Here is an 11,752-nt window from a genome sequence, read left to right as displayed (position 1 = left end):
CGTTCGAGCGCGTCAGGCTGGCAATCTGCCCGGCGGGATTATAGCCAAAGCCGAGCGTCAGGTCATAGCTCGCACCCGCCACATCCTGCGTCAGCGACGCCAGCCGCGACGCCGCATCATAGCCATAGCCGCCGCTCGTGCCGTTCCCGCGCGTGATACCGGTGCGCCGCCCGAGATCGTCATAGCTGTAGCGCGCCAGCACACCGATCCCGCTCGTCGCCCCATTCTCGCGGACCGCCGACACCTCGCCTGTCACCAGATAATCGTAAGCGACGAAGAAGCCGTCATTCCAGCGCGTCTGCGTGCGCCGCCCGGCGAGATCATATTGCCAGGCGATCGAGCCGAACGCCTGGCTGTCGCTCGTCAGGCGGCCAAGCGCGTCATAGGCCAGGGTGTCGGTTACCCCGTCGGGGCGGCTGACAAACACGGGGCGGTTCAGCAGATCGTAGCTGTAGCTGACGTCCTGCTCCGAGCCCGGCAGGTCCTTGTAGGTCAGCCGGTTGAGCGCATCATAGCGGAAGGCGATCGTTTGCCCATCGCGCAGACGACGGCTCGTTACATTCCCGTTCGCGTCATAGCCAAGCTGCTCGTAATCGGTGGCTGAACTGGCGCCCGAACCGGCTGTGGTGGACGGATAATAGGTAACGACCCGCCGATCAAAACCATCATAGCCATAGCTGGTCCGGTTGTTCTGCGCGTCCGTCAACGTGGCGAGTGCGCCGTTTCCGGTATAGGTCGCCGTCGCCTCGTCCGCCTGGTCAGCCGTGCCATAGGCGCTTTGGGTCTTGGTGACTTGACCAGCGGCGTCATAGATCGATTTGGTAATCCGATCAGGACCGAAAGCGCCGACCGCGCCCAGCGTGCAGGCCGACGACGGTAAAGAACCCCAGGCAGCGCTGTTCATACGCAGCGCGGTGCATTCCGGACGGCCGACCGCATCGTAGCTGTACTGGACCACGCTATAGGTTGTGCCGCCCGCCGTCGCCACGTTCTGGGTTTTGCGCGCATTTCCGTCATAACTCGCAACCGACTGCTGCAAGCTAGCAAATGCCGCCCAATCGCTGTCGCTTGTGCCATTGACCGTGCCGCGTTCGGTCACCGTCGGCTGACCATCGCTATTGTAGCTTTGCCTGATCGCGCGACGTTTCAGCGCGCCCGCACCGTCAGGGTCAGGCGAGATGATCCCGACCCGTGCGCGGTCGGCATCGTAGCGGAAGCTGGTGGTATCCGCCGCCCCGGCCAAGGGCCCGTCGACCGTCAGCAGGTTGCCGACGCTATCATAAGCGGCAGTCGTGGTCGCGGTCAGGCTTCCATCGCCGGAACCGTTGTTGATGCTGATGGGTAAAAGATTGCTGTTATAGCTCGCGTTGGTCTTCACCTCGTCGCCTGTGCCGACACACGAGGCCGCAGCCCCGGTCCGGCAGGTGGATATACCGGTTACCATCGGCACACCGGATATCGTGGTGTAGCTATATCGAGTCTGCGGGCGATTTGCGCCACTGGTCGGCGCCGGCGACGTAACAGTCGTCACCAACCCCGTGCTGCTATCGTACGTGAAATCGGTTTGATTGCCGAGCGCGTCTCTCGACCAGGCCGGGCAGGTTGCGTCGATGCAATTTGAAAAACCAGTACTCGTAACTATATCCGCGAGGTTCGACCCCGGTTTAGCCTTGAGGGTAACACTCGTGGTTCGACTGGCAGCGTCGTAGGAAAATTGCTGCTTATTGCCTTCCGGATATAAAATCTCGGTCAACTTTCCCACGGCATCGTAGCTGTATGTCGTAACACGACCGAGCGGATCGGTTACGGATGTCGGGCGAAATTTGTTCAGATCGGAAACAGTGGTTGTCGAGCGGCCCTGCGCGTCCGTAACCACCATCGTTGCCGTGGAGCCCGAAACCGTTCTGGAGTAACTGGTTGTCACTCCATCTTTCGTCACCGCGGTTATCGCTCCACCACTATACGAGACGTTCGTCGAATTGGATGTGGCGCCTGGCCGTCGAATAGCGGCAATGACTCCAGATCCCGCCGTAACAGTCCAAACTTTACCGCCTGGCGTGGTGATAGTGGTAACGCCGGAAGACGGATAGCCATATCTCACTATTGGCGACGCGCCAGAAATATTGTCATTACTAAATGTTGCGGTTGACTTACGAAAATATGCGGCAACAGGCTGGCCGTTTTCATTCACGTAGGCCCAATTAATGCTGTAACCCGCATTATTGGATACACCACGCATCCGCCAATATTCATTGCAAGTTCCCCCTGTGTCGGAAATTATGATACGGGAACAATTTGGTTTTACGTCCCAATTATAAGTGACCGTTAAACCAGCTTTTCCTTCAATGGTATCTGGCAGAAGATAGCAATATGTTGTTCCCGTATCGTTGCAAAAGTTCGATGTACCGCCGGGTTCCTGTGGATTGGGGTTTGAAAAATTTATCGTTACGCCCTCAAGCGTATGATATGTCGCTGTACTTCCGTTTGTCGACAAAGTTGCCCCGGTTCCGCGTAGCGAGGTGGCAAAGTTGTCGGCACTTGAAAACGTGTCGTACGTTGTTCCAAGAGAGATCGTTATCCGCGTAACCGAACCGGATACTTCCTGGTAAAGACTAATGCCTGACCAATTGTCCGACGTGCCATCAGCTGAGTTTGGCGACACCACAAGCGGCAACTCCGCTTGCCCCGATCCAATCGAGAAGATCGGCAAACGCGGGTTGAAGCTGCCATCGGTTAAATCGACGTCGTTGGAGTCGAGATTTGGATGCGGCGTTGATGCCAAGGCGGGGGCTGCCAGACCCGAGCAGAGAATCGTGGAAAGAGTGAACAGAGCCAAGCGCGTACGCATCCGCCGCCGCTCGACAAAGGTCGAGTTCGTCATGGAAATATCCTTCAGTAATCGGGTAGGGTTATCGATCGCGCAGGCCGCGCGTTACGGTGCCCCGGTCACCTTGACGTTCTTCCGATTATCGGCGGCATCGAAGGTGTAGTTTACAACCACGTTGTTGTTCACGCTGCCGCTGTGGGTGACCTGAACTAGCCGCCCTTTCGCATCATAGCTGTAGGTAACGGTCTCGGTAGCACTCGCCACGCCCGCAGCGACCAAAAGCGCGCCGGCTGCAACGAGTTCGATGAATTTCAGTCGAGTCATGCCCCGCTCCTCTGTTCAAGCTTAATTCAAATAGTCACACAAACAATGGATGGATCAAACCACCGCCCCGCCATAACTCGACAACATACCCCAACGCGCCGTTAACGAAAGCATCGGCGAGCGACTTAAGATGACACGACCAAACCGGACGCCGCTTATGAGAAAAGCAATTGAAAACCCCTGCATTGGATTACAAACGCCAACAACGAGCGTTGCAAGATAAATTCATGCGAAAGGATGAATATTTGCGCGAATGAGACGGAAAAGCACTCTTAGCTCTTTCCCGCGACCTCTCCTGCAGATAGGCACGCTTGGCAAAGATTTTAGGGGAGGAGCGATCCAGTGCGACTGAGGTTGGTGCCACATCTGCTTGGCAAAAGGGGGGCGGGCGCGGATCACAGTGGCGTTTCCGTGATGTCGATTTTGGCAAAGGCGGTCACGGCTTGTGTCCTAGCAGCAACCGTCACCTCGGCGGCATTTGCCCAGAGTTCGCTGTCCGATCCGGCGGGCTCCGGGGCGATCGTTTCGGCAGTGCGCTGGCTGCAGGGCACGTTGCTCGGCACCGTCGCGACCGTGGTAGCGGTCATCGCTGTCGCAACAGTCGGCCTGCTGATGCTGACCGGACGGATCAACTGGCGCTATGGCGCGACCGTGATCCTCGGTTGCTTCATCCTGTTCGGCGCGGCCAGCATCGTTGCGGGCATTCAATCCACCGCTGGCCTGGGCAACTAACGCAATGGCCGGAATCGACCGGGATCCGCTCTTCGTTGCGCTGACGCGCCCGCAGATGTTCGCAGGCGTGACCTACAGCTATTTCATTATCAACGGCGTCGTCGCGACCGAGCTGTTCCTCGTGTTCCATTCGGCATGGGTGCTGCTCGCGGCGGTTCTGGTCCATCTGGTCGGCATGGTGCTGAGCGTGCGCGAACCGCGCATCTTTGATCTCTGGCTCACCCGTGTCCGCACCTGCCCGCGCGTGCGCAACCATGCGATCTGGCAATGCAACTCCTACCGCCCCTGACGCGCGACGCGAAGACGGCGCTGCGGGAGAAGCCTGCGGGCTTTCATTTGCCCTATGCGCGGCACGTCGACGATCGCACGATCGAGACGCGCGATGGGCTGCTGTTGCAGACGATCCGGCTACGCGGACTGTTGTTCGAGACTGCCGACACTGACGAACTGAACTACCGCAAGAGCTTGCGCGATGCGATGCTGCAGGCGGTCGGTTCGTCGCGCTTCGCGATCTATCATCACATCGTGCGGCGGCGCGTTACGGTAGACTTGACCGGAAGCTTCCCCGATGCGTTTTCGACACGGCTGGACGAACGGTGGCGGGCACGACTTGCGGCGAAGCAACTCTATGTCAACGACCTGTTCCTGACGCTCGTGCGTCGCCCGCTGCAAGGGCGGATCGGTATTTTCGATCGACTGCGCGGGCGCGTCGGTGACGACGCCGCCGGGTCCGTCTCGCGGGAGGTTCGCCAGCTCGACAGCGCGCGCGAGGCGATGATGGCGCAGCTCGGCAGCTATGAGCCGCGCCTGCTGAGCGTCTATGACACGCCGAGTGGTGCTTGTTCCGAACCGCTCGAATTTCTGTCAACGCTCTATCACGGCGAGATGCGCCCGGTGCTGCTGCCACTGCAGGATCTCGGCGACTATCTACCGTACCGCCGGATCAGTTTCGGACAGGAGACGGTCGAGCTTGGGCCGCACGGAGACGCTTCGCGCCGCTATGTCGGGATCGTCTCGATCAAGGATTATCCCGGACAGACGGCTGCTGGCATGTTCGATGATTTGCTGCGCTTGCCGTTCGAAGTGACGATGGCGCAATCGTTCGGCTTCGTCGATCGACAGGCAGCACTTGGAAAGATGAATCTTGCACTACGGCGGATGCGCTCGACTGAGGATGAGGCGGTTTCGCTGCGCGGCGAATTGTCGAACGCGAAGGACGATGTCGCCGCTGGCCGCGCCGGGTTCGGCGAGCATCACATGACGATTGCGGTCCACGGCGCGACCCCCGCCGAGGTCGATGCCGGCGTGGCCGAGGTCCAGGCCTCTCTCTCCGATCTCGGTATCCTCGCGGTGCGCGAGGATATTGCGCTCGAGCCGGCCTTCTGGGCGCAGTTCCCGGCAAACTTCAAATATATCGCGCGACGCGGGCTGATCTCGACCAGCAATTTTGCGGGGCTGGTCAGCGGTCATAATTTTGCGCTTGGCCGCGCCGCCGGAAATCACTGGGGCGACGCGGTGACCTTGCTCGAAACGACCGCAGCAGGCCCCTACCATTTCAATTTCCACCACGGCGACCTTGGCAACTTCACCGTGATCGGCCCGTCGGGCTCGGGCAAGACCGTGGTGCTCAACTTCCTGCTCGCCCAGGCGCGCAAATTCCGGCCACGGATCGTGTTCTTCGACAAGGATCGCGGTGCCGAGCTGTTCCTTCGCGCGATCGGTGGACAATATGACCTGCTGCGGCCCGGTATCGGGTCGGGCCTGAACCCTTTGCAGGTCGCGGACACGCCAACCAACCGCCAGTTCCTGATCGATTGGGTGACGCAGCTTGCCGGTGGAGCCGATCTCGAAGATGTCGAGCGGATCAAAGACGCGGTCGACGCGAATTTTGCGCAAGACCTAGGCCATCGGCGTCTTCGTCATTTCGTCGAACTGTTCCGGGGTGGTCACCGTCCGCATGCCGCAGATTTATGGGCGCGGCTGCGCCCGTGGTGGGGCGATGGCGAACGCGCCTGGTTGTTCGATAACCCGACCGACCTGACCGATCTCAGCGCCGCCGCGGTCGGCTTCGACATGACCGCGATCCTCGATGATCCAGCGGTGCGCACCCCCGCCATGATGTATCTGTTCCACCGCGTCGAAGAACGGCTCGATGGCACGGCGGCGATCATTGTGGTCGATGAAGGCTGGAAGGCGCTGGACGACGACGTCTTCGTACGGCGGATCAAGGATTGGGAAAAGACGATCCGCAAGCGCAACGGCATTATCGGCTTTGCCACGCAAAGCGCGCAGGACGCGCTCGAAAGCAAAATCGCAAGCGCGATCATCGAACAGGCGGCGACCCAGATCTTCATGGCCAATCCGCGCGCGCGCGCCGAAGATTATATCGACGGCTTTGGTCTCACAGCACATGAATATGAGATCGTCCGCACGCTGCCCGACGATGCGCGTTGCTTCCTGATCAAGCACGGCACTGACAGTGTGGTCGTGCGGCTCAATCTCGCAGGCGAAGCCGATCTGCTGACGATCCTGTCGGGCCACGAACGCACCGTCCGCCTGCTCGACGAAATCCGCGCAAGCGTCGGCAACGATCCCGTCGATTGGTTGCCAGCCTTGCTCGAGCGCGCGTGATGGCTTGCCCGAGCCTTTCCCCTGACGGGCCGTTTGTGCGCGATCTGCTCGGATATGTGGATTGTCAGGCGCAGACGATTGGTGCGAGCGGCTATCAGGCGCTTGCAGTACCCGGATCGTCGGTGTCGATCGCGCTCACCGGGATGCTGACGCTGTTCGTCGCGGCGTTTGGCTATCGTATGCTCCTCGGGCAGACGCCCTCGACGCGCGATGCGGTGCTTGCCATCGTCAAGGTCGGTATCGTGCTCGCGCTGGCGACGAGCTGGTCGGCCTATCGCACCGTCGTTTATGACGTCGCGCTACGCACGCCCGCCGAGCTTGCGGCAAGCATTGGAGCGGCGTCGGCGCTCCCCGGGGCAAACGGCGGCCTTGAAGCGCATTTGCAAGCCGTTGATGATGGCCTGGCCGAGCTGGTCAGGATTGGCACCGGACGCCCAGACGACGCCGTCGATAACGTCGGGCAGGCCCCGCAGACGCTCACGCCCGCTCAACAGCAGCAGCAATTTCAACGGCTGGGCCAGCGCCCGCGCTGGGATCCACAGCGCGATGCCGAGCTGCTCGGCAACGCGCGCACAATCTATCTGACCAGCGCGCTCGGGGCGCTCGCAGCGGTTCGGCTGGTCACGGGTCTGTTGCTGGCGCTCGGTCCGTTTTTTGCGCTGTTCCTGCTGTTCGACGCAACGCGCGGTGTCTTCGAAGGCTGGCTTCGGGCACTCGGAGGCGCGGCGCTTGGTGGCGTTACAACCGCCATCGTGCTTGCGATCGAACTAGCGGTGATCGAGCCCTGGCTTGCCGCGATTCTCGCCGAACGCGAGGCAGAAGTCGCGACGCCGGCCGTTCCAATCGAATTACTCGCGCTCTCGCTCGTGTTTGCGCTCACGTTGCTCGCCGGGTTGATCGCCGCTGCTAAGATCGCGCACGGGTTTCGGATTCCCGTCGCGGTCCGCGCCGTGTCCGATCGCCTGGTTACAGACCTGCAAACGACATTGGGTCGCGAGAGTGGCGCACGACGCGGAACGGCGGAGCATCCCGATACACCCGAACGCAGCCGGGCGCTCGCGATTGCGGACGCTGCCGCGACAGCGCAGCGCCGCGAAACCGTTACCACGGCATCGTCGTCGTTCGGTAGAATGGACGAACGTGGCAATAACCCCCAAACGCCAGCGCGTGGGCCGACCGTCGTCCCGATCGTCCCGATCGGTCAGTCCGCGCGCAGGCGCACCACGGCCCGCGTCTCCGCTGGCGCAAACCGGCGTGAGGCCTTGTGAAACCGAAAAAAGCCGATCTCAAACTGTCGCGCGAGGCCTATTACGAAGCGGCGGGAAGTTGGGCGCAAGACCGCCGGGACGGCTTGCGCGGCTCACGTCGAACCGCGTGGATCATCGCCAGCGCAGCGGTTACGGTCGCGCTGTGCGAGGCGGCGGCGCTCGTCATGCTGACCCCGCTCAAGACGGTTGAGCCCTATACGCTGATGGTCGATCGCAACACGGGGTATGTCCAGGCGCTAAAGCCGCTCGACGCGCAGAAGATCGCGCCCGATGCCGCACTGACCCAATCCTTCCTCGTGCAATATGTCATCGCACGCGAAAGCTTCGATACCGATGAGCTTCAGGCCAATTACCGCAAGGTGGCGTTGTGGTCGGCCGATCCGGCGCGTGCGGACTATATCGCGGGCGTCCAGTTCTCCAATCCCGGCAGCCCGCTCGCGCGCTTGCCGCGCAGCACGGCGATTGAAACGCGCGTGAAAAGCGTGTCACCACTGGGAGGCAATGCAGCGCTGGTGCGGTTCGATACCCAGCGGCGCGATGCGGGTGGCCAGCCCTTGCCGCCGCGCTCTTGGGTGGCGGTCATCCGCTACCGCTTCTCGACCGAGCCGCTGCAGCAATCGGATCGCTTTCTCAATCCACTGGGATTCCAAGTCGTGCGCTACCGGCGCGATCAAGAACAAGCTCCGCCTGCAGTCGAGGCGACTCCGCAGCAATCGACTGCTTATGAAAGACAAACCAACCTGCCGTTTGGGTCAGCATCGCAGAGCACGACTCCGGCTCAGGGGATGCCTGCGCAGACGCCGACGTTTCAGTCAGGACCGTTTCGGGCCGCACCGCAGATTCCGTTGCCGCAACGCGCCACTCCACGTCCGGCACAAGGCAATGAGGTGGCCCTGTGAAGCGGCTTGGGATCGCGCTGCTGCTTTCAGTGCCATCAGTGGCGAGCGCGGAAATACGCCCAACACCGGGTGTGGGCGACCCCCGCATCCAGACTGTGCTCTATGACCCCGAGCAGGTGGTGCAGTTGCAGGTTGCGGTTGGCTATGAACTGACGCTCGAGTTCGGACCCGACGAACGGATCGAGAATATCGCGGTCGGCGATAGTGGGGCGTGGCAAGTGACGCCCAACAAGCGCGGAGACCATCTTTTTATCAAGGCCGGACAAAACGGTGCCGCGACCAATATGACGGTGGTGACCGACACTCGCACCTATAGCTTCGTGCTGACACCGGCCTATGGGGCATCGTCCGACCTGGCCTTCACCGTCCGGTTTCGTTTTGCGCCGGTGGCGACGGCTGCGGTCGTATCGGGCGACGCTGCCGTGCCCGAAATCGGTCGCTACCGGCTGAGCGGCGTCCGGGCGATCCGCCCAAGCGCGATGGATGACGACGGTGTGCACACCTATATCGAATGGCCCCCGGGGCAGACAATGCCCGCGGTCTTTGCAGTCGATGCGCAGGGCGAAGAGACTTTGGTCAACGGCATGGTCCGCGATCATCGCTATGTGATCGACAGCATTTCCAGCCGACTGGTGTTTCGGCTCGGCACGCAAATCGCCTATGCGACCCGTCGCGTGCGCAAAGCACGGTAATGACCTCCGTTCCGCCACAAGATCCCCGTCTCGCGCTTGCCTCGGAAAGCGACGTTCGGCCAACGGTTCGAATGCCGCGAAGCGGCATTCCGCTCTGGGCGATGCTGGGCGGGATCGCTGTGTCCGGGCTCGTCCTGTTCAACGTGCTCGATGCAAGGCGGCGCCTTGCCTCCGCACCGCCGGTGCGTGCGCGCTATGATGATGCCGCCACTGCACCACAATCGGCACCGCCGCTGTTCATCCCGCCGCCGCCCCTTCCAAGCCCGACGCCAACCCCCACTCCAACACCGACGCCGACACCCACACTTCCGGTCTTCACTCCTCCCCCACCGCCACGGGTGGTCTATGTGCCGCAACCGGCACCGCCCGCGCCCGCCTACCAACCGCCGCCACCAAAGGCCTCGAACGAGCCGGTCCTGGTGTTCGATACCGGTAGCTCAGCGCCGTCATCACCTGCAGCGGGTGGAGTCCCGGCCAATGGGGTCACCGACGCAGTCGAAGGGAATGCCGCATCGGCACGGGCGACCGTCATCCGTCACCGCGCCACGATTGTCAGCCAAGGAACCTTGATCCCGGCTGTTTTGGAATCCGCGCTCGACTCAACCCGCGCAGGCCCGGTCCGCGCGTTGGTCGGGCGCGACGTTCGCGGGTTTGACGGTAGCCGCGTGTTGATCCCGCGCGGCAGTCGCTTGTTCGGCGACTATAGCGCCGATCTGCAGCCCGGCCAGAACCGGGCGCTGATCACCTGGACCCGGCTGGTCCGGCCCGACGGCGTTACCATCGCGATCGGATCGCCCGCCTCGGATCCGCTCGGACGCGCTGGCGTGCGCGGGAAGGTTAACAGCCACTTCTTCGAACGCTTCGGAGCCGCCATCCTGCAATCGTCGCTCGATGTCGGTGTCAATCTCGCGTCCCGCCTCGGCAACAACAATTCTTCGGTGGTCGTTGCCCTGCCAGGAGCCACGCAAGCGCTCGCGCAACCGCTGACCCAGGGCGCGCAAATCCGACCGACCTTGCGCGTCCAGCAGGGCACCGTCATCAGCGTGTTCGTCGCGCGCGACCTCGACTTCACCGCCGTCGAAAGCCGTCCGTGAGCGCGGAACCCACCCCCCAGCCCCTCTATCTGCACCGCTACCTCAGCCCCCTGGCCGCCGTGCTGGAACGCGCCGACGTGACCGATCTGTACGTCAATCGTCCGGGCGAAGTCTGGGTCGAAACGCTAACCGGCTCGATCGAGCGGCACGACGCTACAGGTCTCGACGAAGCCACACTTGCCCGCCTCGCCCGACAGATCGCGGCTTTGTCGCATCAGGGAATCAGCCGCGAGCACCCGCTCCTGTCGGCCACCTTGCCCGATGGTGCGCGCGTGCAGATCGTCGCGCCGCCGGCGACACGAGGGCCGCTCGCGCTGGCAATCCGCAAACATGTGTCGTCCAATCTCTTGCTCGGCGATTATGTCGCAACCGGTGCGTTCGACGCGACGCAGCGCGGCGCGGTCGAAGGCCTGAGCGACCTGGATCTCGCCCTTCGGGCGATGCTGGATGCAGGCGACGTGGCGGGCATGCTCGCGGCGGCGGTAAAGGGGCGCAAGAATATCCTCGTCTCGGGCGGCACCTCGACCGGCAAGACCACTTTCCTAAATGCGCTGATCGCCGAAATCCCCGCAGAGGAGCGACTGATCCTGATCGAGGATACGCCCGAGCTGCGCTTGAACCATCCCAACGCCATCGGCCTGCTTGCGTCGCGCAGTGCGCTTGGCGAGGCCCGGGTCAGCACCGACGATCTGCTGGGCGCTTCGCTGCGGATGCGCCCCGATCGCATCATCGTCGGCGAATTGCGCGGCGAAGAGGCTTACACCTTCCTGCGTGCGGTCAACACCGGCCATCCCGGATCGATGACCACGGTCCATGCCGACAGCTGCGCCCGTGCGATCGAGCAGATCGCGCTGCTGGTCCTGCAAACCGGCACCCGCCTCGGCCGCGAGGACGTACTGCAGTACGTGCGAAGCACGGTCGATGTGTATGTGCAGCTCGCCCGCACTGGCGGGCGGCGTTCGGTCACCGAAGTCATCCTGCGCCGTTAGGAACGCCTTTCCGCGCGGCGCGTGGGTGATGCGGTCCGCGGCACGATGATTGCGGCGTCCGCGCGAAAATCCAGCGCACGCGACGCCATGTTTCCATGCGTGAAACGAGAGCTCTTTGCGCAGGGTTCGCCATTTTCCCTTGGGACACGCCGAATATATGCGGAATATATGTAAGCGGGGTCTGACGGCCACCTTGCACGCCGGGCCTCCGCCGGGATGATTGCCGCTCTTTGAGCGGGGTGGCGGGTGTCGGACGAGATCGAAGATTCAGTGAGCGGTGCAGCGACTACTCATAG

The 11,752-nt window shown here is 62.3% G+C and carries 9 protein-coding genes and 1 pseudogene; 8 read left to right on the top strand and 2 right to left on the bottom strand.

Annotated elements, in window-relative coordinates; translation table 11 throughout:
* Window positions 1-1,924, bottom strand: a pseudogene (locus WC704_RS17700) (hypothetical protein); the annotation flags it as partial.
* A gap of 1,008 nt (window positions 1,925-2,932) precedes the next feature.
* The gene (locus tag WC704_RS17695) at window positions 2,933-3,151 is read right to left on the bottom strand and encodes a hypothetical protein (RefSeq protein ID WP_372892357.1); all 219 of its coding nucleotides are present in this window, start codon (window positions 3,149-3,151) and stop codon (window positions 2,933-2,935) included.
* A gap of 414 nt (window positions 3,152-3,565) precedes the next feature.
* Here WC704_RS17695 and WC704_RS17690 point away from each other — a divergent pair, with 414 nt between their 5' ends.
* The 8 genes from WC704_RS17690 to virB11 all read left to right on the top strand — a co-directional run bounded on the left by WC704_RS17690 (window position 3,566) and on the right by virB11 (window position 11,456).
* The gene (locus tag WC704_RS17690; RefSeq protein WP_372892355.1) at window positions 3,566-3,883 is read left to right on the top strand and encodes a TrbC/VirB2 family protein; all 318 of its coding nucleotides are present in this window, start codon (window positions 3,566-3,568) and stop codon (window positions 3,881-3,883) included.
* Between the two features lie 4 nt (window positions 3,884-3,887).
* Window positions 3,888-4,172 carry a type IV secretion system protein VirB3 gene (locus WC704_RS17685; RefSeq protein WP_372892353.1) on the top strand — a complete coding sequence of 95 codons (285 nt, stop codon included), beginning with the start codon at window positions 3,888-3,890 and terminating at the stop codon, window positions 4,170-4,172.
* Entirely contained in the window at window positions 4,151-6,514 is a 2,364-nt protein-coding gene (locus tag WC704_RS17680) for a VirB4 family type IV secretion/conjugal transfer ATPase (RefSeq protein WP_372892351.1), read from the top strand. Before WC704_RS17685 ends, WC704_RS17680 begins: the two co-directional genes overlap by 22 nt.
* 35 nt (window positions 6,515-6,549) lie before the next feature.
* Window positions 6,550-7,782: a type IV secretion system protein gene (locus tag WC704_RS17675; protein ID WP_372892349.1), complete on the top strand. Its 1,233-nt coding sequence runs from the start codon at window positions 6,550-6,552 to the stop codon at window positions 7,780-7,782.
* A complete protein-coding gene (locus WC704_RS17670) occupies window positions 7,779-8,681 on the top strand; it encodes a virB8 family protein (RefSeq protein WP_372892347.1) in 903 nt (300 codons plus the stop codon). The genes WC704_RS17675 and WC704_RS17670 overlap by 4 nt, the downstream gene beginning before the upstream one ends.
* Window positions 8,678-9,373, top strand: a complete 696-nt coding sequence (locus WC704_RS17665; RefSeq protein ID WP_372892345.1) for a TrbG/VirB9 family P-type conjugative transfer protein — start codon at window positions 8,678-8,680, stop codon at window positions 9,371-9,373. The genes WC704_RS17670 and WC704_RS17665 overlap by 4 nt, the downstream gene beginning before the upstream one ends.
* A 119-nt stretch (window positions 9,374-9,492) precedes the next feature.
* Complete coding sequence (locus tag WC704_RS17660) at window positions 9,493-10,467, top strand: TrbI/VirB10 family protein (protein WP_372892343.1); 975 nt, start codon at window positions 9,493-9,495, stop codon at window positions 10,465-10,467.
* Entirely contained in the window at window positions 10,464-11,456 is a 993-nt protein-coding gene (virB11, locus tag WC704_RS17655; protein ID WP_372892341.1) for a P-type DNA transfer ATPase VirB11, read from the top strand. The genes WC704_RS17660 and virB11 overlap by 4 nt, the downstream gene beginning before the upstream one ends.
* Window positions 11,457-11,752: the final 296 nt, after the last annotated feature.

The sequence above is a fragment of the Sphingomonas sp. genome, from assembly GCF_041661885.1.
GTDB lineage: Bacteria > Pseudomonadota > Alphaproteobacteria > Sphingomonadales > Sphingomonadaceae > Sphingomonas.
The sequence above is the reverse complement of the archived record's forward strand: the minus strand, read 5'-3'. Positions and strand labels throughout refer to the sequence as shown.